This window comes from Candidatus Blochmanniella pennsylvanica str. BPEN, assembly GCF_000011745.1.
Classification (GTDB): Bacteria; Pseudomonadota; Gammaproteobacteria; order Enterobacterales; family Enterobacteriaceae; genus Blochmanniella; species Blochmanniella pennsylvanica.
Map to the genome: position 1 here is coordinate 163,798 of NC_007292.1, position 26,692 is coordinate 190,489.

The 26,692-nt window shown below is 31.2% G+C and carries 20 protein-coding genes; 15 read left to right on the plus strand and 5 right to left on the minus strand.

From position 1 onward, the window contains the following. Positions 1 to 461: 461 nt before the first annotated feature. From leuD to leuA, 4 genes are read right to left on the minus strand one after another with little or no spacing between them, the layout of a single operon-like run. Positions 462 to 1,070: a 3-isopropylmalate dehydratase small subunit gene (leuD, locus tag BPEN_RS00655; protein WP_011282681.1), complete on the minus strand. Its 609-nt coding sequence runs from the start codon at positions 1,068 to 1,070 to the stop codon at positions 462 to 464. A 24-nt stretch (positions 1,071 to 1,094) separates the two neighbouring features. After that, a complete protein-coding gene (gene leuC, locus BPEN_RS00660; protein ID WP_011282682.1) occupies positions 1,095 to 2,495 on the minus strand; it encodes a 3-isopropylmalate dehydratase large subunit in 1,401 nt (466 codons plus the stop codon). Between the two features lies 1 nt (position 2,496). Next, positions 2,497 to 3,597 (minus strand): 3-isopropylmalate dehydrogenase, encoded by a 1,101-nt coding sequence (gene leuB, locus BPEN_RS00665; protein ID WP_011282683.1) that lies wholly within the window; start codon positions 3,595 to 3,597, stop codon positions 2,497 to 2,499. A gap of 23 nt (positions 3,598 to 3,620) precedes the next feature. Next, entirely contained in the window at positions 3,621 to 5,174 is a 1,554-nt protein-coding gene (gene leuA / locus BPEN_RS00670) for a 2-isopropylmalate synthase (RefSeq protein WP_011282684.1), read from the minus strand. A 439-nt stretch (positions 5,175 to 5,613) separates the two neighbouring features. Here leuA and rsmH point away from each other — a divergent pair, with 439 nt between their 5' ends. The 15 genes from rsmH to secA all read left to right on the plus strand — a co-directional run bounded on the left by rsmH (position 5,614) and on the right by secA (position 25,749). After that, positions 5,614 to 6,570, plus strand: coding sequence for a 16S rRNA (cytosine(1402)-N(4))-methyltransferase RsmH (gene rsmH / locus BPEN_RS00675; protein WP_041567531.1), 957 nt, complete (start codon positions 5,614 to 5,616; stop codon positions 6,568 to 6,570). Between the two features lie 2 nt (positions 6,571 to 6,572). Continuing rightward, entirely contained in the window at positions 6,573 to 6,887 is a 315-nt protein-coding gene (ftsL, locus tag BPEN_RS00680) for a cell division protein FtsL (RefSeq protein WP_011282686.1), read from the plus strand. An 84-nt stretch (positions 6,888 to 6,971) separates the two neighbouring features. Beyond that, positions 6,972 to 8,666: a peptidoglycan glycosyltransferase FtsI gene (ftsI, locus tag BPEN_RS00685; protein ID WP_011282687.1), complete on the plus strand. Its 1,695-nt coding sequence runs from the start codon at positions 6,972 to 6,974 to the stop codon at positions 8,664 to 8,666. Positions 8,667 to 8,701: 35 nt separating this feature from the next. Next, positions 8,702 to 10,213 (plus strand): UDP-N-acetylmuramoyl-L-alanyl-D-glutamate--2,6-diaminopimelate ligase, encoded by a 1,512-nt coding sequence (murE, locus tag BPEN_RS00690; protein ID WP_011282688.1) that lies wholly within the window; start codon positions 8,702 to 8,704, stop codon positions 10,211 to 10,213. Further along, a complete protein-coding gene (gene murF, locus BPEN_RS00695; RefSeq protein ID WP_011282689.1) occupies positions 10,210 to 11,583 on the plus strand; it encodes a UDP-N-acetylmuramoyl-tripeptide--D-alanyl-D-alanine ligase in 1,374 nt (457 codons plus the stop codon). Before murE ends, murF begins: the two co-directional genes overlap by 4 nt. After that, on the plus strand, positions 11,568 to 12,656 hold the full coding sequence (gene mraY, locus BPEN_RS00700) for a phospho-N-acetylmuramoyl-pentapeptide-transferase (protein ID WP_011282690.1): 1,089 nt from the start codon (positions 11,568 to 11,570) through the stop codon (positions 12,654 to 12,656). The genes murF and mraY overlap by 16 nt, the downstream gene beginning before the upstream one ends. Positions 12,657 to 12,660: 4 nt before the next feature. Beyond that, positions 12,661 to 13,983, plus strand: coding sequence for a UDP-N-acetylmuramoyl-L-alanine--D-glutamate ligase (murD, locus tag BPEN_RS00705; protein ID WP_011282691.1), 1,323 nt, complete (start codon positions 12,661 to 12,663; stop codon positions 13,981 to 13,983). Continuing rightward, positions 13,983 to 15,179 carry a cell division protein FtsW gene (gene ftsW, locus BPEN_RS00710; RefSeq protein ID WP_011282692.1) on the plus strand — a complete coding sequence of 399 codons (1,197 nt, stop codon included), beginning with the start codon at positions 13,983 to 13,985 and terminating at the stop codon, positions 15,177 to 15,179. The genes murD and ftsW overlap by 1 nt, the downstream gene beginning before the upstream one ends. Further along, positions 15,176 to 16,243 (plus strand): undecaprenyldiphospho-muramoylpentapeptide beta-N-acetylglucosaminyltransferase, encoded by a 1,068-nt coding sequence (gene murG / locus BPEN_RS00715; protein ID WP_011282693.1) that lies wholly within the window; start codon positions 15,176 to 15,178, stop codon positions 16,241 to 16,243. Before ftsW ends, murG begins: the two co-directional genes overlap by 4 nt. A gap of 58 nt (positions 16,244 to 16,301) precedes the next feature. After that, complete coding sequence (gene murC, locus BPEN_RS00720) at positions 16,302 to 17,744, plus strand: UDP-N-acetylmuramate--L-alanine ligase (RefSeq protein ID WP_011282694.1); 1,443 nt, start codon at positions 16,302 to 16,304, stop codon at positions 17,742 to 17,744. Positions 17,745 to 17,891: 147 nt separating this feature from the next. Beyond that, positions 17,892 to 18,674, plus strand: coding sequence for a cell division protein FtsQ/DivIB (locus BPEN_RS00725; protein WP_041567533.1), 783 nt, complete (start codon positions 17,892 to 17,894; stop codon positions 18,672 to 18,674). A gap of 34 nt (positions 18,675 to 18,708) precedes the next feature. Further along, entirely contained in the window at positions 18,709 to 19,965 is a 1,257-nt protein-coding gene (gene ftsA, locus BPEN_RS00730; RefSeq protein WP_011282696.1) for a cell division protein FtsA, read from the plus strand. Between the two features lie 75 nt (positions 19,966 to 20,040). Further along, positions 20,041 to 21,207 carry a cell division protein FtsZ gene (ftsZ, locus tag BPEN_RS00735; RefSeq protein ID WP_011282697.1) on the plus strand — a complete coding sequence of 389 codons (1,167 nt, stop codon included), beginning with the start codon at positions 20,041 to 20,043 and terminating at the stop codon, positions 21,205 to 21,207. A 103-nt stretch (positions 21,208 to 21,310) separates the two neighbouring features. After that, positions 21,311 to 22,204, plus strand: coding sequence for a UDP-3-O-acyl-N-acetylglucosamine deacetylase (gene lpxC, locus BPEN_RS00740; protein WP_011282698.1), 894 nt, complete (start codon positions 21,311 to 21,313; stop codon positions 22,202 to 22,204). Between the two features lie 809 nt (positions 22,205 to 23,013). Next, a complete protein-coding gene (gene secA, locus BPEN_RS00745) occupies positions 23,014 to 25,749 on the plus strand; it encodes a preprotein translocase subunit SecA (protein WP_011282699.1) in 2,736 nt (911 codons plus the stop codon). 258 nt (positions 25,750 to 26,007) lie between these two features. On the opposite strand, the gene coaE is transcribed toward secA, so the two are convergent. Beyond that, entirely contained in the window at positions 26,008 to 26,646 is a 639-nt protein-coding gene (gene coaE, locus BPEN_RS00750) for a dephospho-CoA kinase (protein ID WP_011282700.1), read from the minus strand. Positions 26,647 to 26,692 lie beyond the last annotated feature (46 nt).

The following is a 26,692-nucleotide window of genomic DNA, read 5'->3' on the forward strand; positions in this document are numbered from 1 at the left end:
AATATTTTTTTATAGATTAATGAGTAGTGAATTTTATGTTTTGTATCTATGTAGGTATTGGTTTATTTAGATGTGAAAAAACATACTAATACGTTTTTCTTGGGGTAACATTAAATTCGAGTTATTTTGTAATTTTTACTGGTTTACATACGCCATGTTTTTAGTATTTAATATTAATTTCCAATAATAGACTTCATTTATTGAAATATTTATATGAATCATTTTTTAATTAAGTGATATAAAAATAAAAGCAGATAATAGTCAATGTCTATTATTTTATATTATGTTTATATTTTTGCATTTACATATAATATAAGAGTATTTCAATATTTGATTCGTATTATTTTAATATATATTTCCTGGTCATTTTGATACAAATTTTTAATTATTTTAATCCATACTATTGTGAAATTTTTTCATATATATGCGTTCCAATGCGTTCGTATTTTTATTATTGCAATTTATTTTAAATATGATGGTTGGTTATTTTCATATTTTTTAATAGCAACATCGTATTGCAAAGTTAAGCTAATATTGTCTATATTATTAAGCATACAACGTTTATGGAAGTCATTTATTTCAAAAAAACACTTTTTTTTATTATGTACATAAATAATTTGTTCGTGTAAATTTACAGTAAAAGATATACCTTTTTTTTGTGTTGCAATTTCTTTAAATAAATCATTTATTTTTAATTCTGATAAAGTTATAAGCAATAAGCGATTATTAAAACTATTTTTATGAAAAATATCTGCAAAACTTGGAGCTATGATAACTTTGAATCCATAATCCATGAGTGCCCATACTGCATGTTCGCGAGATGATCCACATCCAAAATTTCTTTGGGTTAGCAAAATGCTAGCATGTTTATAATACGGATCATTTAATACGAAATTTGGATTTAAGATTTTAGGTGTATTTTCAAGAAAGCGCCAATTAAAAAACAAGTATAACCCAAAATTAGAGCGAGTAGTAGCTTTTAAAAATTGTTTTGGGATTATAGTATCAGTATCAATATCAGAAATATCAAGTGGTAAAACTATACCAGTATGTTGAATAAATTGAATCATATGTACGCATATGTCCTATATATATCATTTAAATTTTCGAATATCTACAAAGCGTCCAGCAATGGCGGCGGCGGCCGCCATTGCTGGACTAACTAAATGAGTACGACTCCCACGCCCTTGGCGACCTTCAAAGTTTCGGTTACTAGTAGAAGCACATCGCTCACCTGGTTCGAGTCTGTCATTATTCATAGCTAGACACATAGAACAACCAGGTAAACGCCACTCGAATCCTGCTTGTATGAAGATCTTATTTAATCCTTCTTTTTCTGCTTGATTTTTTACTAACTTAGATCCGGGTACTACAATTGCTTGTGTATTTTTGGAAATATGATGTCCTTTAATTGTTTGTGCCGCTACACGTAAATCTTCAATACGTGAGTTAGTGCATGACCCTATGAATACTTTATCGATAGAAACATCTGTTAAATAAGTATTGGATTGAAGTTTCATGTAAATTAAAGCACGTTCAGCAGAATTGCGTTCTATAGGATCTATAAAAGATTCTAGAGATGGGATTGGTTGGTCAATAGAGATAACTTGACTAGGATTAGTTCCCCAGGTTACTTGTGGATTAACATTAGACACGTCAAAATCAAATTTTTTATCGAAGTGAGCATCATGGTCGGAATATAAAGTTTTCCAATATAATAATGCTTGTTCCCAATTCTTTCCGGTTGGAGAAAATTTACGGTTTTTTAAATAATCGTAAGTAGTTCTATCTGGCGCTATTAAAGCAGAAGTTGCTCCCATTTCAATAGCCATATTACACAGGGTCATGCGTTCTTCCATGCTTAAGAGAGTGATAATAGGTCCACAAAACTCTACTACATGACCGGATCCTCCTCCATGTCCAATTTTTCCAATAATTGCTAAAATTATATCTTTGGCTGTAATTTGAGGAGCGATAATACCGGAAAGGTTAATTTGCATTGATTTATATCGAATTTGTTGTAAAGTTTGTGTTGCTAATACATGTTCTATCTCTGATGTTCCTATTCCAAAAGCTAAAGCACCAAAAGCTCCATGAGTAGCAGTATGAGAATCTCCGCACACGATAGTCATACCGGGTAATGTGATACCTTGTTCTGGCGCTAAAACATGAACTATTCCTTGATAAGGATGATTTAAACCAAATAACGTAATTCCAAAATCTTTACAATTTTTTGTTAATCTATCTAATTGTTCTTTAGCCATACTTCCAGAATGATTAATATTTTTTGTTGTAGTAGGGACGTTATGATCCATAGTGGCAAATGTTTTATTTGGTTGTCTAACTATACGTTTTCTTAGACGTAGTGCTTCAAAAGCTTGGGGTGATGTAACCTCATGCAACAAATGTCTATCAATATATAATATTGGAACATCATCTTTATTCTTATGAACTATATGTGCATCGTATAACTTCTGGTATAAGGATTTTCCCATATTATTTTTCTCTTTCGTTTTTAATTAACGCAGCTATAATATCACCCATTTCATTAGTGCTTATGCTTTTTTCGTGTTTTTTTGCTATATCAATAGTTCGATATCCTAACATTAATGCTTGAGAAACTGCTTTTTCAATTTTAATTGCAATATGATCTAATTTTAAACTATATCTAAATAATAACGCAATAGAGAGAATATGTGCGATAGGATTAGCGATATTTTTTTCTGCAATATCCGGAGCTGATCCTCCGGCAGGTTCATACAAACCAAAATTGTGTTCATTAATACTAGCAGAAGGTAACATTCCAATGGATCCACTTATCATAGCACATTCATCAGATAGAATGTCCCCAAATAAATTTGGACATAGAATAATATCGAATTTAGAAGGATTGTTTATTAATTGCATGCTAGCATTGTCAATGTATAAGTGTTCTAATTCAACATCTGGATAATTTTTTGCAAGATGTGATACCACTTCTCTCCATAACATAGAAGTATGTAGCACGTTAGCTTTGTCTATAGAAGACACACGTTTACGTCTTTTTTGAGCTAATTTAAAAGCAATGTTGGCAATACGTTCTATTTCAAAGCGATGATAAACTGCAGTATCAAAAGCATATTCGTTTAAACCTGTCCCTGAACGTCCTTTTGGTTGGCCAAAATAAATACCTCCGGTTAATTCACGTACGAATATAATGTCAATTCCATTTGGAATCATATTTATATTTAAAGGAGATAATTCTTTTAATTCATCAGCAAGGTATATAGGTCTTAAATTAGCGAATAAATTAAAGTGTTTGCGTAAAGCTAATAAAGCTCCTTGTTCCGGGCTTTCTGATCCTTTTAAATGTGTCCACTGTGGTCCTCCTACTGCTCCAAATAATATAGCATTTGATTGTTCGCAATATTTTAAAGTACTTTTCGGAAAAGGAGTGCCTTCACTATTAATTGCATCTCCTCCTATTTTATGTTCTGTGGTGACAATATTGATTTGAAATTGTTTTTTTATTACATTTAATATTTTATAAACTTGTCTTGTAGTTTCCGGTCCGATACCATCCCCTGGTAATACTGCAATATGATAATTATTATTCATAAGTATTTAGATTTTCCAAATTACTAGTTATTATTTTTTTTTATATATTTGCGTTGAATTATCACTTGTTTCGCGCGCCAAATATTATTTAAAACATGAATCATGGCTTTTACTGAAGATTTTATTACATCTGTATCTAATCCAACTCCATGAAAATTGCGTCCTTCATACGATACAACAATATCCACTTGTCCTAACGCGTTACGACCATGTCCTTTTGCATTCAGTTGATATCTTTCTAAATTTATAGATAACTTAGAAATGTGAGTTAACGCTTCATAAATTGCATCTATTGGCCCATTACCACTCGACGAATGAGTGTATGTGTTGTTTCCACAATATAATTTTACTGAGGCGTGAGCAACTTCAGAAGAGCTAGAATCTACATGAAAACATTTTAATCTGAAGAATTCTGATTGTTCTTGTTGATTGTTAATGAATGCTAATGCTTCTAGATCATAATCAAATACCTGTCCTTTTTTATCTGCTAATTCTAAAAAAACATCATATAATTTATCCATGTCATAATCACTTTCTTGATAACCCATTGTTTTCATATGATGTTTTACTGCCGCTCTTCCAGATCGAGATGTGAGATTTAATTTAACATCTTTTAAACCAATAGTTTCAGGAGTCATAATTTCATAATTTTTTCTATTTTTCAATATACCATCTTGATGAATACCTGCAGAATGAGAGAAAGCATTGGAGCCAACTATTGCTTTATTAGCCGGGATAGGGATATTACATAATTGACTAACTACTTGACTGGCTCTATAAATCTCTTGACAACGAACATTAGTATGTACGTTCAGTAAATCTTCTCGTACTTTGATGGCCATAATTATTTCTTCTAGAGCAGTATTTCCTGCTCGTTCACCAATACCATTTATAGTACCTTCAATTTGACGAGCTCCTGCCTGTATAGCTGAAATAGAATTACCAACTGCCATTCCTAAATCATCATGACAATGAACAGAAATGATAGCTTTATCAATAATAGGGACACGATTATATAAAGAAGTAATAATTTGCCCAAACTGATATGGAGTGGTGTAGCCCACTGTGTCAGGAATATTAATTGTGCTTGCTCCGGATTGAATAGCAATTTCAACAATACGACATAAATTATCGATATTGGTGCGTCCAGCATCTTCGCAAGAAAACTCTATGTCATCAGTGTATTTTCTTGCATAACGTATCGCATGAACGGTCATGTCTATAATCTGATCAAAGTTTTTTTTCAATTTAGATTGAATATGTACATTTGAAGTGGGTAAGAATATATGAATACGAAAATTTTTTGCAACTTTTAACGCTTCAGCTGCAACATCAATATCGTTATCAATACATCTAGCCAAGGCGCATACTAAACTATTTTTTATTTTTTGAGCTATTGTATGAACCGATTCAAAATCTCCTGGAGAGGATATTGGAAATCCAACTTCCATAATATCTACCCCTAATCGTTCTAAAGCAAAAGCAATCTGCAATTTTTCCTTTACGTTTAAACTCGCTTGTAAAGCCTGTTCACCGTCCCGTAAAGTTGTATCGAAAATAATGACTTGTTGACTCATGATTATCTACATCTCATGAATGTTAGGATGGATATGTATATAATATTTTAATTAATAACATACTAATTGTGAACCAATAATATCAGATTTTAAATAATAATTTATTACATTAAATCTATTTTAAGTCTATTAAATATCGTTTGTCAACTATTAATACTATTGAAAGTAAAATGTTAATATAATAGCGTTATAATATTTTTAAGATTGATTTTTTGTGTTATCATCATCGATGATAATAAAATTTTTTATGAGTTGTTAGATTGTAACCATACAAATTCTATTTTTTGAATATAAGGTATGAAATATATTTCAATTGCAGTTCATATAAACACTTAGTAGTATGAAACATAGAAAGTTGCGTGTCTGATATTTTTTATTATTAAGTATTTTGTTCATAAAATAACAAATGTGTGCATCTGTATTTTTTATTATTATATACATGTTCTATATTCACTACAGTCATAAAAGTGTATTGCTAAATGAAGCGATACAATCATTGAATATTAAAGCAACAGGAATGTATATTGACGGAACGTTTGGTTCAGGAGGTCATTCTAAATTAATTTTATCTCAATTAAATAAACGAGGTCGTTTGTTAGCAATAGATAAAGATTTATTGGCTGTCAAAATTGGAAAGCACATTGCTGAACAAGATGATAGATTTACTATAATACATAGTTCATTTTCCAAAATGATCAACCATGTTAAAAATATAGGATTAATTGGATCAGTGGATGGTATTTTACTAGATTTAGGGATCAGTACATTTCAGATAAATGATTGTAGCAGAGGATTTTCGTTTATGCAAGATGGTCTACTAGATATGCGGATGGACATTAGTAGCGGAATATCTGCTGCTGAATGGTTATCGAAGGCATCTCAAGAAAATATTACTTGGGTTTTAAAAAATTTTGGAGAAGAACGATTTGCAAAAAATATCGCTAAGATTTTAGTGTCTAAAAGACGATACACGCCTATTATACGCTCGATTGTTTTATCGAAATTAATCTGCGATGCTATTCCGCATCGCAATATGAATAAACATCCTGCAACTAAAAGTTTTCTGGCAATTAGAATGTTCATTAATAATGAACTAGAAGAAATAATGCAAGTATTAAAAGATGCATTGATTATATTGTCTCCACGAGGCAGATTGGTGGTAATTAGTTTTAATTCTCTAGAAGATCGATTGGTAAAATACTTCATTCGTGAACATAGTTGTGCTTTATCTATTCCTCCCAAGCTTCCATTAACAAATAATCAAATATTTAGTAAATATAAAAATAAGTGTCAATTAAAAAATATAGGAAAATTAACACCTTCAAAACAAGAAATTAAAAGAAATATACGTGCTCGTAGCGCGATATTACGTTGCGCTGAAAAATTGGCTATCTAAATATGACGGAAAAGAAACAATATAACCTTGTTAGTATTATTTATGATGATTTGTGCTTATATGGTAAGTGGCAGTTGCTTTTATTGTTGTTAGTGTTAATAACAGCAATGTTAGTTGTTCTCGTAACTTATCAAACTAGATCTATGATTATAGATCGCGAAAAACTTGTGTTAGAGAAAAATAATTTGGATACTGAATGGAGAAGTTTAATTCTTGAAGAAAAAATATTATCTCATCATAATCGTATTGAACGTATCGCAATGGATAAATTACAAATGCACTACACGGAACTAACTCAAGATAATACATTGTACTAATCTATAAAATTTATTTATGTGATAAATAAAAATATTATTTGAAAATAGTTATAGCTCCTCCTGTGATGATACAATTTATGTTATATGAAGTTTGAACCTTACAATTTTAAAATAATTTTAAATAACAAACGTTTTAATTTATTGTATAGCGGTATTTTTTTTGTATTAATTATTTTGCTATTGAGATTAGCTTTTTTGCAGATTATTTATTCTGACCAGCTAATTAATGAAGGTAACATGCGTTCGTTACGCGTGCAAAGCACACTCTCTACTCGGGGTATTATTACTGATAGAATGGGTCAACTATTGGCAATTAGTATACCGGCTGATTCGGTTTGGATTGATCCTCAAGAAATTAGCAAGAGTGGCGGTATTACTGCTGATATACGTCGTTGGACAGAATTATCTGAGGTATTATCTATATCATCAGATAAACTATCATCTCTCATCAATAATCATACTACAGATCATTTTTTGTATTTAGCACGACAGATTGATCCTACTATTTCTAAATACATTAGTCAACTTAAATTACCAGGAGTATATTTGCAACAAGGATCAAAAAGATATTACCCTGCTGGGTGTGCAACTGCACATTTGATAGGAGTAACAGATGTAGATAGCCAAGGGATTGAAGGTATAGAAAAAAGTTTTGATTCTTGGTTGACTGGTCAACCCAAAACAAGAGTAATACGCAAAGATAGATTTGGTCGAACAATTGAAGAAATTACTTTGAATAACGGTCAATCTTCTCAGAATATTATTCTCAGTATCGACGAACGCCTGCAAGATTTAGCATACCGTGAATTAAATAATGCTGTACATATGAATAAAGCAGAATCCGGTAGTATAGTATTGATAGATATCAATACTGGAGAAATTCTAGCTATGACAAACAGTCCATCATATAATCCAAACAATTTTTTGTCCATTGTTAATAAATCTGTTATGCGTAACCGTGCTATTACTGATGCATTTGAACCAGGTTCTACCGTGAAACCTATTGTGATTATGGCTGCATTAAAACATAAGATAATCACAAAAGACACTATTATGAATACATCACCCTATATACTTAATGGGCATCAAATTAAGGATGTACTATATCGTAGAAAATTGACTATTAGAGAAATATTACAAAAGTCTAGTAATGTTGGTGTTTCTAAATTAGCATTAGCTATGCCTGCAGCAGTTTTAGTCAATACATATTCAAATTTTGGAATGGGTAAATCAACAAATATAGGCTTAGTGGGAGAAAGTAACGGGATATATCCATATAATAGATGTTGGTCAGACATAGAACGCGCCACCTTTTCTTATGGATATGGTTTGATGATTACTCCGTTACAATTAGCTAAAGTTTATGCTACTATTGGTGGAATGGGAATATCTCGACCACTTTCTATTATACGAGTTGATTCTTCCTCGGTATTAGGAAATCAAGTTTTTCCAAGATCTTTAGTGCGAACTGTTTTAGACATGATGGAAAATGTGTCATTGCCGAGTGGTGGTTGTCAATCTGCAATTAAAGGATATAGGGTTGCTGTAAAAACTGGGACTGTTAAGATAGTTGGATCACATGGGAAATATATTAATAAGTATATTGCATGTACTGCTGGAGTAGCTCCAGCGAGTAATCCCAGATTTGCTTTAGCAGTAGTAATAAATGATCCTAAAAATGGTCATTATTATGGAAGTATGGTATCAGCGCCAGTTTTTAGCGCAGTGATGGGCAATGCATTAAAAATCATGAATGTAGTGCCAGATTTTTTGCAGTAATTTTATAAGCAATCAGGTCTCTTTGAGAAAATTATATGTATGATTCACGTAATTTATATAAATTATTTATTCCATATGTTTTTAATAATCCTACTAGTCCTGCATTGACGGGGATGGAATTGGATAGTCGTAACATTGTATTGGGAAATTTATTTGTAGCAGTTAAAGGTTCTAAGACTGATGGAAGATTATATATTGACTATGCGATCAAAAAGGGAGCTTCGGCAGTTTTATTAGAATCTTGGAGCGATATAACAATATCTAAAAAATATAGTTATCATTTAAATAAAATACCTGTGGTCCATGTTAACTATTTACCACGGTATTTGTCCGATATAGCAGGTAGTTTTTATAATCATCCGTCACGTTTTTTGGATTTAATTGGTGTTACTGGCACCAATGGGAAAACTACTATAACGCATTTGTTAGCTCGTTGGGTCCAATTATTAGGAAAAAAAAGCGCTGTGATGGGTACTTTAGGTAACGGAATGTTAAATAATATGTGTTTGTCTAATAATACAACATGCTCTTCCATTGATGCTCAAAAAATATTATCTCAGTTTGTTAAAGATAAGATTACGTTTGTTGCTATGGAGGTGTCATCACATGGATTAAATCAATATCGCGTGGATGCTTTATATTTTAAAGCAGCTATATTTACTAATTTAAGCCATGATCACTTAGATTATCATGGTAACGTTATGCAATACTCTATGTCTAAGTGGCGGTTATTTGATGAATTATGTGTAGAAAAATATATAATTAATGCTGATGATCCCGTTGGTTGTAGATGGTTATATTATTTGCCTCAAGCGATCGCAGTGACAATAACAAGGAATTTACCATTTTTTTGGAAAGGTAAATGGATATGTGCGCTTAAGGTCAATTATCATATTCATGGCACGGATATAACTTTTGATTCAAGTTGGGGGCATGGAGTAATTCATAGTCAATTATTAGGAGAATTCAACGTTAGTAATTTGTTATTAGCTTTAGGTACGTTATTAATATTAGGATATCCTCTATCATTATTGGTACACACATCATCTCAATTACAACCGGTAGCTGGTAGAATGGAAGTATTTCGTTCTCATGGATATCCGACGGTTATAGTAGATTATGCACATACCCCGGATGCGTTAGAAAAAGTTCTAATTTCAATTAGACAATTTTATTATTGGGGTCAACTATGGTGTGTTTTTGGTTGCGGAGGAGATAGAGATCCAAGTAAACGTGCTTTAATGGGTTGTATTGTAAGCCGGTATGCTGATTATATAATTATTACCAATGATAATCCACGCACGGAAGAACCACAATCGATTATAAATGATATTACTCGTGGTATAACACACCGAAAAAAAATCATCAAAATTATTCAAAATCGTTGCTGTGCGATACAGACTGCTATTTTAAAGGCATCTTTAGAAGATGTGATATTAATTTCTGGAAAAGGTCATGAAAAATACCAAATTATCGGAAATAATCGCATATATCATTCTGATAAAGACATAGTAGAAAATTTTTTAAAGAACGATGTTATTTTATGATTCCATTTAGTTTGCATGAAATAGCGCCAGTTTTAAACGCTAAATACATTGGTATGGATTTGATTATTCATGAGATTACTATTAATTCAAATATTATTCATAAACAATGTATGTTTATAGCATTAATAGGTAAACGTTTTGATGGTCATGATTTTACAAGTCAAGCAATTGCTGCTGGAGCTCAGGCATTGCTAGTAAATCATCATATATTATTAGATGTTCCTCAATTAATAGTTCCTGATACTCGTTGTGCTTTAATAATGTTGGCACGTTGGGTGCGCCAAAAAGTCTCATCAAAAGTTATTGCTATAACTGGATCAAGCGGTAAAACATCAGTAAAAGAAATGACCACGTCTATATTAAAAGAGTGTGGACATACAATAGCCACACAAGGTAACTTTAATAATATGATTGGAGTGCCGATTACTTTATTACGTTTAACGAAAAAAAACAATTTTGCAATTATCGAATTAGGAACAAGTTCTCCTGGAGAACTTGTTCAATTAAGTAAGATAGTTGCTGCTAATGTAGCTTTAGTAAATAATGTTTACCCTGCACATCTATCAGGTTTTAAATCGTTATCTAAAATAGGAAAAGAAAAAGGGAAAATTTTTTCTGAATTAGATTTAAATGGAACAGGTATTATAAATGCTGATAGTCATGCTTTGTCTTTATGGCGTAAACCATTGAAGGGAAAATCTATGTGGTTTTTTTCTTTACGTACTAACGTAGGCATAGATTTTTTTGCAAGTAATATTATTTCTGAAAAAAATAGAATACGGTTTATTTTACATACTCCATATGGAACTTCTCCAGTGGTTTTATCAATGTTAGGCACGCATAATGTGGCTAATGCTTTAGCTGCTAGCGCGCTTGCATTTTCTGTAGGAGCAAATTTATCAGAAGTAGTTTATGGATTAGAAAATATAAAAACGTTACCTGGTAGATTATTTCCAATTATTTTAGGTGAAGGTAAATTATTATTAGATGATACTTATAATTCAAACGTTGGTTCTATGATATCTGCTATTCATGTACTAACTACAATGCCAGGTTATCGTATATTGGTGGTCAGTGATATGTTAGAATTAGGAAAATATAAATCAATCAAATATCATTGTTATATTGGGAAATTAATCGCAACGACAAATATCAATAAAATTCTTACCATAGGTAGTGTTAGTTGTTGCATTTCTAAAATATGTGGAAAAGGAAAACATTTTCGAAATAAAAATAAATTAATTATTTATATCAAGCAGATGTTATCTATCCATAATTCAATTAGTGTATTAGTAAAAGGATCACGAGGCTTTAAAATGGAGCAAATAATAAATGCTATTCGAGATGAATCAAAATGTTATTTTGGCTAACAGAGAATGTATTAGCACTATATTCATCCAGATTTAATATTGTTTGTCATTTAACTTTCAGAGCTATTATTAGTTTTTTATCAGCATTGTTTATTTCTTTAGGGATAGGTCATTGTGTAATTACATGGTTTCATAATTTGTGTTTTTTTCAAATAGTGCGTTGTGATGGACCAAAATCACATACTCAAAAGCAAAGTACACCTACTATGGGTGGAATTGTGCTGATTCTTTCTATTGTCATATCAGTAATGGTGTGCGCTGATTTATCAAATATATATGTATGGTATGTATTTTTCATACTAATAACATACGGAATATTGGGTTTAACTGACGACATTTTAAAAATTAAAAAGAAAAGTTCTAAGGGTTTGAGTGTGTTACATAAATACTTTTGGCAATCCTTAATTGCTTTAACATTAGTCATTATTATCTTTATGTCAGATCGCAGTCTTACATCTACACAATTAATAGTGCCATTTTTTAAAAATTTTATGCCTCAATTGGGTATTTGGTATATTTTTTTAGCATATTTCGTTGTTGTTGGGACAAGTAATGCCGTGAATTTATCTGATGGTTTAGATGGGTTAGCGATTATGCCTATAATGTTCGTTGCAGCTGGATTGGCTGTAGTTGCATGGATAAGCAATGATATTCACTTTGCTAGTCATCTAAATATTCCTTATATTTGCTTTTCTGGAGAATTAATAATTATATGTTCTGCTATTATTGGAGCTGGTCTTGGGTTTTTATGGTTTAACACTTATCCTGCTCAGATATTTATGGGCGATGTAGGTTCTTTATCACTTGGAGGTACACTTGGGATAATTGCAGTGTTGTTACATCAAGAATGTTTATTATTAATTATGGGCGGTATGTTTGTAATAGAAACTTTATCTGTGATCTTACAAGTAATTTATTTTAGATTATTTGGGCAACGGATATTTAAAATGGCACCAATTCATCATCATTTTGAACTAAAAGGTTGTCCAGAACCCCGTATTATAGTGCGATTTTGGATCATATCTTTAATGTTAGTTTTTGTAGGATTAATTACTTTAAAGATACGGCAATAAAAATATGCGTAATTACCGAGGATCAAAAGTTGTAATTATCGGTTTGGGGATTACGGGTTTATCTTGTGTTAATTTTTTTTTAGATCGTGGCGTAATACCGAAAGTAATAGATACTCGTATATATCCTCCCGGAATAAAAAAAATACCTCATGTTGTACAGTGTTATTTGGGGGCATTTAATGATATATGGTTGTTGAGTGCTACGCTGATTGTAGTTAGCCCTGGAGTACGGTTAGATCATCCAGTTTTAATTGAAGCTTTAAAATTAGGAATAGAAATTATTGGTGATATTGAATTATTTACTCGTGAAGCAACTGCACCGATAATAGCTATTACTGGATCTAATGGAAAAAGTACAGTAACCCAATTGGTCTCCAGAATGGCTAGGATCGCTGGATGGCATGTTGGTGTAGCAGGAAATATAGGTGTACCTGTGCTTTCTTTATTAAATAAATCGTATCAACTCTATATACTGGAGATTTCAAGTTTTCAGTTAGATACAACCTATAGTTTACGTGCAATAGCAGCTGCAATTTTAAATGTTAGTGAAGATCATATGGATCATTATCCTGGAGGATTAAAGCAATATTGGTTTTCTAAGCAAAGGATTTATAAAAATGCTAAAATTTGCGTGATGAACGCTTTAGATTTTTTAACGATACCTATATATCATGAATATGATTATTGTATAAGTTTTGGTGAAAACGAAGATTCTGCAGATTATTATCTGAAATATTATAAAGGACACACCTGGATAGTTGCATACAATGAATATGTGCTTAATTGTTCTGAAATGAGAATTAATAATCGTATTAACTATATAAATGCATTATCTGCTTTAGCATTATCGGATATCATCAAGATTCCTCGTTCTGTTTCTTTAAAAGTATTGTGCCAATTTTCTGGTTTAGCGCATCGTTGTCAATTGATTTATAAAAATCATGGAGTGAGTTGGATTAATGATTCCAAAGCTACTAATGTCAGCGCTACCAAAGAAGCGATCAACAATTTAAAGTTATGCGGTACGTTACATTTAATATTAGGAGGTGATGGTAAATTAGCTGATTTTTCTTCTTTAAAACATTTGATTAAACAACATGAGATACATCTTTATTGTTTTGGAAAAGATGGATTATTATTGACGACATTAGGATTTAGTGATGTTATTTTAACAAATACAATGATTCAAGCAATGCGTATTATTAATCGTCGTATAAAAGCGAAGGATATCGTTTTATTATCTCCGGCTTGTTCTAGTTTAGATCAATTTAAATCATTTGAAATGCGTGGACTGATATTTACTTGTTTTGCGCGAGAATTTAGATAATGAGGCTCTTTAAAACAAAAATTATTAATCGTCCATTAAAATTGGGTAAAAAAAAATCATCAAACATTCATGTATTATATGATCGTATATTTTTTTGGTTGCTGTTGGGATTAATTGGAATTGGGTTTGTTATTATTAGTTCCGGATCAATCCCTACTGGTATGCGATTAGCGAATGATCCATGTTATTTCATAAAACGTGTCATTGTTTATTACAGCGTGACATTTTTATTATCTGTAATTATTTTAAAGATACCCATAATAGTTTGGCAGAATTATAGTGCTATAATGTTGCTGTGTAGCTGTATCATGTTGATAACCGCATTAATCTTAAATAATTCTACTAATGGAGCATCGCGTTGGATAATGTGGGGTACATTGTGTATTCAGCCTGCGGAATTATCAAAATTATCTTTTATTTGCTATCTTGCTAACTATTTAGAACGTAAATCAAAAGAAGTATGTACCAAATTTTGGAGTATATGTAAACCTATAGTAATAATGATTATATTAGCTGTATTATTGCTAGCGCAACCTGATTTTGGTAGCATTATTATTCTTTTTATTACTACTCTGTCTATATTATTTCTTTTTGGCGCTAAGTTATGTCAATTAATATTGGTTTTTGTATTCAATATATTTTTAATTATACCTTTAATTGTGATTAAACCTTATCGCATACAACGTATACTTACTTTTTGGGACCCATGGAAAGATCCATTTGGCAATGGTTATCAATTAACTCAATCATTAATAGCTTTTGGTCGTGGAAAATGTTTTGGAGAGGGGCTAGGAAATTCTGTGCTGAAATTAGAATATTTACCTGAAGCTCATACTGATTTTATTTTTTCTATTCTTGCGGAAGAATTAGGATATTTTGGAGCGATTTTAGTGTTATTTATGTTATTTATAATTGTGCTTCGCGCTATGATTATTGGTCATCGTGCTTTGAATATTAATCACAGATTTTCTGGTATTTTAGCCTGTTCTATTAGCATGTGGTTTGGATTGCAAATTTTTATTAATGTGGGCACTGTTAGCGGAATATTACCTACAAAAGGATTAACATTGCCATTTATTAGTTATGGAGGGTCTAGTTTTTTGATTACAGTAATGGCAAGCATGCAGTTGCTACGAATAGATTTCGAGACACGTTTATCTAAAAATCAAGCTTTTTTGAAGTGCACAAAAATATGAATCAAAAAAAGAAAATTATGATTGTAGCGGGTGGTAGTGGGGGGCATGTGTTTCCAGGGTTGTCGGTGGCTCATTATTTAATTAATCATGGGTATCAAGTTGTTTGGCTAGGTACTGCAGATCGCATTGAATCGAAGTTAGTTCCTCAATATGGAATCGATATTAAATTTATTCGTATTAACGGATGGAATGGTGAAAAATTACATATTAAGTGTATTATGCCATTGTTTATTTGTTTAGCAATATATCAAGCACGAAAAATTATAAAATATTGGAAACCTGATATAGTATTAGGTATGGGTGGATATGTTTCCGGACCCGGTGGATTAGCAGCATGGACATGCGGTGTTCCATTGATAATACACGAACAAAATAGAATTATCGGTTTAACTAATCGGTATTTATCAATTTTTTCTAAAAAAGTATTGCAAGGATTTCCTGGTACTTTTCCTAATGCTAAAATGGTAGGAAACCCAATACGACGAGCAATATTAGCTGTTCCAAATCCATCTAGACGATGGAAAGGTCGTGTTGGTCCTATTCGTGTTTTAGTGATTGGAGGCAGTCAAGGCGCGCATATATTAAATAAAACTATCCCAAATATGGCTGAGAAATTGTCTGATAAATTGATCATATGGCACCAAGTTGGAGAACAAGATTTCAAAAAAGTAATATGGGCTTATCAAAAAATAAAACAAAGCTATCATAGAATTGTAAAATTTATTGATGATATAGCCCAAGCATATGCTTGGGCAGATATATTGATATCCCGTGCTGGAGCATTAACAGTAAGCGAAGTATCTATTGTAGGGTTACCAGCAATATTTGTACCTTTTATACATCATAAAGATCGTCAGCAATATTGGAATGCCGTGCCATTAGTGCAAGCAGGAGCAGCAAAAATTATTGAACAAAAAAATTTTACAAGTGATGTTGTTAGCGCAATGTTAGAATCTTGGGATCGAAAAACATTATGTAGTATGGCTCAACGTGCTAGAAGCATAGCTGCGCCTAATGCAACTCAACAAGTTTCCCAAGTAATCATTGAATACTTAAAAAAATAAATATATTAATAATGTCATCTTTATAAATAGAAAAATATTGAAAGTATATTGAATAGATATGTCAGGCATACTATTATCTAACCCGGTCAATGCTATACCATTGATGAATCGTATTAGGAAAATACATTTTGTTGGTATAGGCGGAACCGGAATGTGTGGAATTGCAGAAATATTGGCACATGAAGGTTATTGTATTACTGGGTCTGATATTGTATATAGTAGCACGACACGGCACTTATTTGAATTAGGGGTGAAAATCTTTATTGGACATAAATATAGTAATATAAACAACGCCAATGTTATTGTTGTATCCAGCGCTATTCACCCAAATAATCCTGAAATTTTAGCTGCTAAACAAGCTCGTATTCCCGTTATTAAGCGTGCGGAAATGTTATCCGAACTAATGAGATTTAGACATGGAATAGCTATTTCTGGAACGCATGGGAAAACTACTACTACTACAATGATAGTTAATATCTATACTGCAGCAGGATTAGATCCAACGTTTATAAACGGAGGCATAGTCAAATCAGAAGGTGTGCATGCTCGGCTTGGATATAGTCGTTATTTAATCGTAGAAGCAGATGAAAGTGATAATTCATTTTTGCATTTGCATCCTATGGTGGAGGTGATTACCAATATTGATACTGACCATATACATGAGTATCAAGGAAATTTTGAATATCTTAAAAAAGCATTTATTGATTTTTTACACAACCTACCATTTTATGGGTATGCTATAGTGTGTATTGATGATCCAGTAATTTGTGAGATTTTACCTAAAATTAAAAGGAAGATAATCACTTATGGTTTTAATAAAAATGCTAATTTGCATATTTTTAATTATCGTCAACATATAGAAAAAAGTAGTTTTACCGTATCGCGTTTCAATCAAACAAAACTACAGGTTACTTTAAATGCCCCTGGTTGTCATAATGCGTTGAATGCTACAGCTGCTATTGCAGTAGCAACTGAAGAAGGAATCAGTGATAAAATTATTCTCAAAACTATGTTGGATTTTCAAGGAACACATCGCCGTTTTGAAAATTTAGGTTATTATTCTTTAAATAAAATAAATGACCAAACAGGAGAAATTCTGTTGATAGATGATTATGGACATCATCCGGCTGAGTTACATGCTACTATTGTAGCGATCCGGACCGGATGGCCTGATAGACGGTTGGTTATGGTATTTCAACCTCATCGATATACGCGTATAAAAGAATTGTATTATGATTTTATTGATGTACTTTCTAATGTAGATATTCTTTTGATATTACATGTTTATTCCGCTGGGGAACCACCTATTTTAGGAGCAGATAGTCAATCCTTATGTCATGCAATTCGTGAATTTGGTAAGATTAATCCAACATTTATATCAAATACGAAAATGTTATCAGGAGCGTTATTCAGACTCTTAAGAAATAACGATTTGCTCTTAATTCAAGGAGCTGGTACAATAGGGGAGGTTGTGCGTAGATTAATTGTTAAAAACGATTAATCATAAATATATGATAATTATGATTCTTAATGATACGAAATGACAGAATGTAAAAACGAAACACAATAATAAATTTTTATGAAAATAAGAATACGCAAAGAGTGGGTTTACTAATACACCTCAATTAGGATTGAGGTGCATAACCGAGTGATAATTAAATATGTTTTAAAAAAAAGGTATAGATTGCAGCATCAATTATTAGATTGGATACTAATATTTGTTGCTACAATTAGTATTGTTTGGAGTTCTTATAAAATAAGAGAATGGATTCATAATGTTTGTTGTAACCCTGTATCTTACATGATAGTAACTGGGAAACGGCATTATACTACTGACACTGATATCCATCAGCTTATAGTAAAACTAGGAGTATTAGGTACATTTATAACACAGGATGTTAACATTATCCAAAAACAAATTGAAAGTTTGCCATGGATTCAGCAAGTTAGTGTTAGGAAACAATGGCCGGACACATTAAAAATTCATATAATAGAATATATTCCTTTAACATATTGGAATGATTTTCACATAATTAGTACAACAGGAATTATATTTAAAGTACCTAAAGAATATCAAGATAACGACAAAAAAGTGATGCCATCTTTGTATGGACCAGAAGGCAGCGAGCGGGCAGTATTGGCTAATTATTATGCGTTTAATGAGATATTAAAATCTATCAAATTTCAAATAAAATCAGTACAAATGGATACACGCTACTCATGGCAACTGATTTTGCAGGATAATATCCATCTAAAATTAGGTAGAAATAATATAATCGAACGATTATATTATTTCATTAGAATTTATCCTATTCTTTTTCAGAAAATTAACAACAATAATACATGTATTGATTATATAGATTTACGTTATCGTTCAGGATTTGCTGTAAGATGGAGCTCAAATTCGGTCACTCCTGTAACTTCGTGGTAAATAGAAGAAAAAATAAATAAAGGCAATCACAAATATGATCAAAGCTTCAGATAAAAAATTATTAGTAGGATTGGAAATTGGAACAGCTAAAGTTGCTACGATGATAGGTGAAATTTTGCCTGATGGAATAGTAAATGTTATTGGGTTAGGGTATTGCCCGTCACGAGGCATGGACAAGGGAGGAGTGAACAATTTAGAATCAGTAATAAAATGTGTACAATATTCTATTAATCAAGCAGAGCTAATGGCAGGTTGTCAAATTTCATCTGTTTACCTTTCTTTGTCTGGCAAACATATTAGTTGTAAAAATGAAATAGGTATGGTACCTATTTCAGAAGAGGAAGTGACACAATCAGATGTGGATAATGTAGTACACATAGCTAAATCAGTTAGAGTACGTGATGAACATCGAATATTACATGTCATTCCGCAGGATTATGCTATCGATTATCAAGAGGGCATTAAGAATCCAGTTGGATTATCTGGAGTTAGAATGCAAGCCAAAGTCCATTTAATTACTTGCCATAATGATATGGCTAAAAATATCGTCAAAGCAGTAGAGCGATGTGGATTACAAGTAGATCAATTGATATTTTCTGGATTAGCTTCAAGCCATGCTGTGTTAACAGAAGATGAACGTGAATTGGGTGTTTGTGTGGTAGATCTTGGTGGTGGTACCATGGATATAGCAATATATACTGCTGGAGCTTTACGTCATACCAAAGTTATTCCATATGCTGGAAATGTAGTCACTAGTGATATTGCCTATGCTTTTGGAACACCATTATCGGATGCAGAAATAATTAAAGTTCGTTATGGTTGTGCTTTAGAATCATTAATTAGTAAAGGAGAAAATATTGAAGTTCCAAGCGTCGGAGGCAGGCCTCCTCGTATTTTGCAACGTCATATGTTGGCAGAAATCATTGAACCTCGATATATTGAATTGATGATGTTGGTTAATAAAGAAATATTACAGTTACAATCACAACTTCGTCAACTTAATATTAAACATCATCTTGCAGCAGGAATTGTGTTAACAGGAGGTGCATCTCTTATAGATGGATTATCAGCTTGTGCACAAAAAGTGTTTCATACACAAGTTCGTATCGCATCTTCTATAAATACAAACGGGGTAACAGATGATATAAAAAGGCCTCATTATTCTACTGTTATTGGATTATTACATTATGGGAAAGAATCTCATTTGAATAATGAGGTAGATATAGAAAAAGGAATAACAATTAAAGGTTGGATAAGAAAAGTAAACAATTGGTTAAAAAAAGAATTTTAGTTGCTATGAGTACAAAATATGCTGAATCCGTTAAAATTAATTTTTTAAAATAACTGAAGTAATATGGAGAAAACTATGTTTGAACCAATGGAATTAACTAGTGATGCAGTAATTAAAGTTGTTGGTATTGGCGGAGGCGGTAGTAATGCAGTTGAACATATGTTACGTGAGCGTATCGAAGGTGTAGATTTTTTTGCTGTTAATACTGATGCCCAAGCTTTAAGAAAAATGACAGTAGGTCAAACTATTCAAATTGGTAGTTCTATTACTAAAGGATTAGGAGCGGGTGCTAATCCAGAAATTGGTCGTAATTCTGCAGAAGAAGATCGTGATGTATTAAGGGCTACTATAGAAGGTGCAGATATGGTATTTATTGCTGCAGGTATGGGTGGAGGCACTGGAACCGGTGCTGCCCCGATAATAGCAGAGGTGGCCAAAGATTTAGGTATTTTGACTGTGGCTGTAGTTACTAAACCTTTTAATTTTGAAGGAAAAAAACGTATGACATTTGCTGAACAAGGAATTTCTGAATTATCTAAATATGTAGATTCATTAATAACAATTCCAAATGATAAGTTATTAAAAGTTTTAGGGCGCGGGGTGTCATTACTAGATGCTTTTAGCGCTGCTAATGACGTGTTAAAAGGTGCCGTGCAAGGTATTGCGGAATTAATTACTCGACCGGGCTTAATGAATGTAGATTTTGCGGACGTACGCACAGTAATGTCAGAAATGGGATATGCTATGATGGGAGCTGGAGTAGGATGTGGTGATGATAGAGCAGAGGAAGCATCAGAGTTAGCTATCGCGAGCCCTTTATTAGAAGATATTGATTTATCTGGAGCTCGTGGTGTTTTGGTGAATATCACTTCTGGTTTAGATTTACGGTTAGATGAATTTGAAACTGTAGGCAATACTATACGTTCTTTTGCTTCTGATAACGCTACAGTAGTAATCGGGACTGCTTTAGATCCAGATATAAATAATGAACTACGTGTTACTGTAGTAGCAACAGGAATTGGTATCGATAAACGTTCGGATGTTATGTTATCTAATACTAAAGAAGAAAAAAAGGTAGTACGAGATAATCATTATCATAATCATTCCCCCCAAAGAGCATCTACATTTTTTAAAGAATCAAGACATGCATCATCTAATACGGTAGATCATCAAAGTACAACTCTTGATAAAGATGTAGATTATTTAGATATCCCTGCTTTTCTAAGAAAACAAGCAGACTAACTAGAGATAATAGTGTAAATGAGTAATTTGTATAACAAATGCAATATACATATAGTGATTTACTAATAAAGTAAATATTACAATAATTGCATGAGATGATATAATGATAAAACAACGAACATTGAAACGCGTTGTGCAAACTACTGGTGTAGGTTTACACACCGGTAAAAAAGTTACGTTAACTTTACGTCCTACTTCAGCAAATACTGGAATTATTTATCGTCGTACTGACTTATATCCTCCTGTAGATCTTCAAGTTAATGTGAAATCAGTAGGAAACACCGTGTTATGTACATGTTTGATTAATGAATATGGTGTTCAGATTTTTACTGTTGAACATTTAAGTGCTGCTCAAGCAGGATTGGGTATTGACAATATTATTATAGAACTCAATGCTCCTGAGGTTCCAATAATGGATGGTAGCGCTAGTCCTTTTGTGTGTTTGTTATTGGATGCTGGTATAGAAGAACTTAATAGTGCAAAAAAATTTCTTCGATTAAAACAAACAGTACGTGTTGAAGATGGAGAAAAATGGGCTGAATTAAGGCCGTTTAATGGTTTTACGCTTGATTTTACTATTGATTTCAATCATCCAGCTATCAATGTGGATACACAACATTGTTTTTTTAATTTTTCTTCAGCATCTTTTGTTCATAATATTAGTAGAGCACGTACTTTTGGTTTTATGCGCGATATTAAAGATTTACAATCTCGTGGATTTGCTTTAGGAGGAAGTTTTAATTCTGCTATAATAATTGATGATTATCGTGTACTTAATGAAGATGGTTTACGTTTTGATGATGAATTTGTCCGTCATAAAATGCTTGATGCTATTGGGGATTTATTTATGTGTGGACATAATCTTATTGGTTCTTTTATTGCTTTTAAATCGGGACATACCTTAAATAATAAATTATTAAAAACTGTTTTGTCATGCCAAGAAGCATGGGAACTTGCTACTTTTTCTAACGCATCTGACTTACCTTTAGTATTTTAAGATTTAATCGTATCTTTGAATATAGAATATAATAATAATCATTCTAAATTTTAGCATACAAATTTACCTAGATTTATTTATAGATATTATGTATTTTGATCGAGGTTCTTTTTTATATAAATATATGCAACTGTATGTTTATTTACATATTTTATCTATAGTTTTTTAGATTAAAAATATTAAAGATTACTTAGGTAAATGTATAATAAATACTGTAATAAAGAATTTAGATTATAATTTATTTTCAATTTTACTGAGTTTATTAATCGTTTAATACATCATATATTGTTACGATTATAATAAGTGTTACATGTATATAACATGTATTATACAAATTAGAAAACTAATATTTTTGATATTGTAATTTCCTTTATTTGTATTTATAGAAATTTTTGGTATCGTCAGATTAAGATATTTTTTGATACTCATCATATATCTTTATATATCTGTACAATACAATGACAATTGTAATAATTAATTAGTAATTGCTTTAAAATTTTTTAAATTTGTATAATATATTTCAGTCTTAGAATAATAGAACTATTCTAATCAACTATTAATAATAGTATCATGTTTGTAATATGTTTAAGAAAAGATATGCACATGGATTTTAAATAAATAAAAATTTATATTTATCATGTATTTTATTACAATTTATTAACATTTATTTTGATAAATTGTAAATTAGTATTATTTTACAATTTTTATTAAAATTTTCCTTGTAGTCGTATGTATTATGAACGGAAAATATGTAATTGTTGCACATTATTTAAATAATGTGCTGCCATTGTAATGAGATATAAATTGTCATGTTAACACCATTTAAATTATTTACTAAAATTTTTAAAAATAGAAATGATCGCGTGTTACTTCGTATGAAGAAAGTGGTGGATATGATAAATTATATGGAAAAAGATATACAAAAGTTAAATGATAGTCAACTTGCTTCTAAAACGAATGAGTTTCGCAAATCTATTGAATCAGGTGTAAAAAACCTCGAGAATTTATTACCACAAGCATTTGCTGTAGTACGAGAATCTATTAAGAGAATATTTAATATACGTCTTTTTGATGTCCAATTGTTGGGAGGAATAGTTCTTAACAGTCGATGTATTGCGGAAATGAAAACTGGAGAAGGAAAAACTTTAACTGCTACTTTACCTGCTTATTTGAATGCATTAAGTGGTCAAGGAGTACATATTGTTACAGTTAATAATTATTTAGCACATAGAGATGCAATAAATAATAAACCGTTATTTGAATTTTTAGGATTGACTGTTGGAATTAATTTACCGGGACTATCAGCATCTATGAAACGTGCAGCGTATACAGCAGATATTACCTACGGCACAAACAATGAATACGGTTTCGATTATTTACGCGATAATATGGTTTTTGTCCCAGAAGAACGGGTACAACGAGGATTGCATTATGCGTTAATAGATGAAGTAGATTCTATTTTGATTGATGAAGCTCGTACTCCATTAGTTATTTCTGGACCATCAGATGATACTTCTTTATTATATTCAAAAATCAATGAATTAGTCTTTAGCATAATTCAAAAAAATAAAAGAAATATAGATAATTTACAAAAAGAAGAATATTTCACAGTTGATGAAAAATCCAGACAAGTTATTCTGACTGAGAATGGATTAGTATTAATAGAGCAATTATTAATTAAATCTGGAATCATGAACCAAGGGGAATCGTTGTATTCATCAGATAATATTATATTGATGCATCATGTTAATGCAGCATTTCGTGCTCACATTTTATTTACGTGTGAAGTGGATTATCTTGTTAAAAATGGCGAAATACTTATTATTGATGAACACACAGGACGAGTTATGCCTGGTCGTCGATGGTCAGATGGATTGCACCAAGCAATCGAAGCGAAAGAACATGTAACTATTCAAAATGAAAATCAAACATTAGCTTCAATTACATTTCAAAATTATTTTCGTTTATATGAAAAATTATCTGGTATGACCGGCACCGCTAATACTGAAGCATTTGAATTTCAATCTATCTATAAATTAGATACTATCGTTATACCGACTAATCGTCCTATGATTCGTAATGATTTTCCAGATATAATTTATATGACGGAACATGAAAAGATTGAGGCTATCATTAATGATATCAAAGATTGTGTTAAGAGAAACCAGCCAGTGTTGGTGGGAACTATATCCATTGAAAAATCTGAAATTATTTCTCATGCTTTAAGTCAGATCGGAATTATGCATAAAGTTTTAAATGCGAAATTTCATGCTGCAGAAGCAGATATTATAGCACAAGCAGGATATCCTGGTGCAGTAACTATTGCTACGAATATGGCTGGGCGCGGCACTGACATTATATTAGGAGGAAATTGGCGGGCAGAAATTACTGCGTTGCATAAAGCAAATACATGTAAAATTTTAAAAATTAAATCTGATTGGAAAAAACGTCATCACGCAGTATTAAAATCTGGAGGGTTACATGTCATTGGTACTGAACGGCATGAATCTCGCCGTATTGATAATCAATTGCGTGGACGATCTGGACGACAAGGAGATATAGGTTCGTCTAGATTTTATTTATCCATGGAAGATTCATTAATACGTATTTTTGCTTCTAATAGATTAGTGAACATGATGAAAAAATTAGGAATGAAATCAGGAGAATCTATTGAACATCCATGGATTACTAAAGCTATTGCTCATGCTCAAAAAAAAGTAGAAAATCGTAATTTTGATATTAGAAAACAATTATTAGAATATGATGATGTAGCTAATGATCAACGTCGTGTTATTTATGAACAACGTGATAAATTATTAAATATATCAGATATCAGTGATATTATTAGAAATATTCGTTGTGATGTTGTTGAAAAATTATTTAATATTTATATTCCTTTAGAAATTATAGAGAACAAAAGGGATGTAATGAAATTAGAAGAATGTTTGGAAAAAGATTTTTGTTTAGAGTTACCTCTTCTAAAATGGATAGAGGTAGAGCCCAGATTATATGAAGAAAAAGAAATATTACGTCAACGTATATTAGAAAATATGACACAGAAATATGAACATACTAGAAAAATAATTGGAATAGATATTATGTGTTCTTTTGAAAAAGAAATTATGTTGAGAACGTTTGATGTACTGTGGAAAGAGCATTTAGCGTCAATGGATTATTTGCGTCAAGGAATTCATTTGAGAGGGTATGCACAAAAAGATCCGAAACAGGAATACAAAAGAGAATCATTCTCTATGTTTACTAAAATGTTAGATCATTTAAAATATGAAGTAATAAGCGAAGTGAGCAAGTTAGTAATAGAATTATTCAATAAAAAAGAATCTATTTTAAATTCAACTAATAAATATAATGATTTTCAATCTATAAATACGCAAGTAATGAATACTAAATTGTTATCGATAGATCATTTTTTAAATCAACATACATTAACTAAGAATAAAACAGTGAGTCGCAACGATGCTTGTCCTTGCGGATCTAATAAGAAATTTAAAGAATGTCATGGTAAAATCGTAAATAAACGTCATTGATATATACAAAATATTTTGATTTTAACATTATTGTAATCAGTTACATAGTAAATATAAGTTGATATTATTTTTTAAATCATCACATTTAAATTGAATCTATAAGTAGTAAATTTTTGTAAAATATAAATGTATATATACGTATGATTATGATGTTATAATTATAATTTATGTAAACGTTGTTGTGTTATTTATAACAAACAATTTCGTATGCTGTTTTTTTTGCTACAATATAAATATGGTATAATTTTACGTGTTATTTCATTTACTAAAAATAGTTTTTTTAGTAGTTGTTTTTTCTGCCTTAAGATAATCTCGATGGAGATTATGAATATGTTGTGTCATTCCGTCAATACTTTTGTTATTTTCAATAACATTATCAGCATAGTTTAATCTATGCTGACGGGATACTTGTGATAATAAAATATTTTCAGCATATTGTTTGTGTATTTTATCTCTACTGATAATTCGATTTAACTGAATATCAACGTGTACATCTATCATTAGTATGTGATCTGCATATTTTTGTAAATTATTTTCTATTAACAATGGAACAACCCATAAAATATAAGATGATCGATTGGATAAGATATTTATTGTTTTTTGCGTTTCTTTTCTAATAAGCGGATGCAACAATTGTTCAAGCCATTCTTTATCTTTAGGATTGAAAAAAATAATTTTTTTTAACATGGATCTATTTAATGATCCATTAGAAAATAAAATGTGGGGTCCAAAATGTTTTGTTATCATACGTAAAGCAATGCTGCCAGGTTGCGTGATGTTTTTAGAAATCACATCAGCATCTATTACGGATACTTTCTTTGATAAATTAGAAAATTTTTTAGCAACAACACTTTTTCCAGAACAAATACCACCGGTAAGCGCAACAATATAAGACATAATGTGATGTGTGTTATTAAATAAAAAATGTTTTTATGAAATTTTT

What these genes read in the sequence shown, in the direction of transcription:
- leuC (WP_011282682.1), bottom strand. Translation starts at nt 2,495, where the DNA reads ATGGGAAAATCCTTATACCAGAAGTTATACGATGCACATATAGTTCAT.
- secA (WP_011282699.1), top strand. Translation starts at nt 23,014, where the DNA reads ATGTTAACACCATTTAAATTATTTACTAAAATTTTTAAAAATAGAAAT.
- murD (WP_011282691.1), top strand. Translation starts at nt 12,661, where the DNA reads ATGCGTAATTACCGAGGATCAAAAGTTGTAATTATCGGTTTGGGGATT.
- murC (WP_011282694.1), top strand. Translation starts at nt 16,302, where the DNA reads ATGTCAGGCATACTATTATCTAACCCGGTCAATGCTATACCATTGATG.
- ftsW (WP_011282692.1), top strand. Translation starts at nt 13,983, where the DNA reads ATGAGGCTCTTTAAAACAAAAATTATTAATCGTCCATTAAAATTGGGT.
- ftsI (WP_011282687.1), top strand. Translation starts at nt 6,972, where the DNA reads ATGAAGTTTGAACCTTACAATTTTAAAATAATTTTAAATAACAAACGT.
- ftsZ (WP_011282697.1), top strand. Translation starts at nt 20,041, where the DNA reads ATGTTTGAACCAATGGAATTAACTAGTGATGCAGTAATTAAAGTTGTT.
- murF (WP_011282689.1), top strand. Translation starts at nt 10,210, where the DNA reads ATGATTCCATTTAGTTTGCATGAAATAGCGCCAGTTTTAAACGCTAAA.
- coaE (WP_011282700.1), bottom strand. Translation starts at nt 26,646, where the DNA reads ATGTCTTATATTGTTGCGCTTACCGGTGGTATTTGTTCTGGAAAAAGT.
- ftsA (WP_011282696.1), top strand. Translation starts at nt 18,709, where the DNA reads ATGATCAAAGCTTCAGATAAAAAATTATTAGTAGGATTGGAAATTGGA.
- mraY (WP_011282690.1), top strand. Translation starts at nt 11,568, where the DNA reads ATGTTATTTTGGCTAACAGAGAATGTATTAGCACTATATTCATCCAGA.
- leuD (WP_011282681.1), bottom strand. Translation starts at nt 1,070, where the DNA reads ATGATTCAATTTATTCAACATACTGGTATAGTTTTACCACTTGATATT.
- leuB (WP_011282683.1), bottom strand. Translation starts at nt 3,597, where the DNA reads ATGAATAATAATTATCATATTGCAGTATTACCAGGGGATGGTATCGGA.
- ftsL (WP_011282686.1), top strand. Translation starts at nt 6,573, where the DNA reads ATGACGGAAAAGAAACAATATAACCTTGTTAGTATTATTTATGATGAT.
- murE (WP_011282688.1), top strand. Translation starts at nt 8,702, where the DNA reads ATGTATGATTCACGTAATTTATATAAATTATTTATTCCATATGTTTTT.
- leuA (WP_011282684.1), bottom strand. Translation starts at nt 5,174, where the DNA reads ATGAGTCAACAAGTCATTATTTTCGATACAACTTTACGGGACGGTGAA.
- rsmH (WP_041567531.1), top strand. Translation starts at nt 5,614, where the DNA reads ATGTTCTATATTCACTACAGTCATAAAAGTGTATTGCTAAATGAAGCG.
- lpxC (WP_011282698.1), top strand. Translation starts at nt 21,311, where the DNA reads ATGATAAAACAACGAACATTGAAACGCGTTGTGCAAACTACTGGTGTA.
- murG (WP_011282693.1), top strand. Translation starts at nt 15,176, where the DNA reads ATGAATCAAAAAAAGAAAATTATGATTGTAGCGGGTGGTAGTGGGGGG.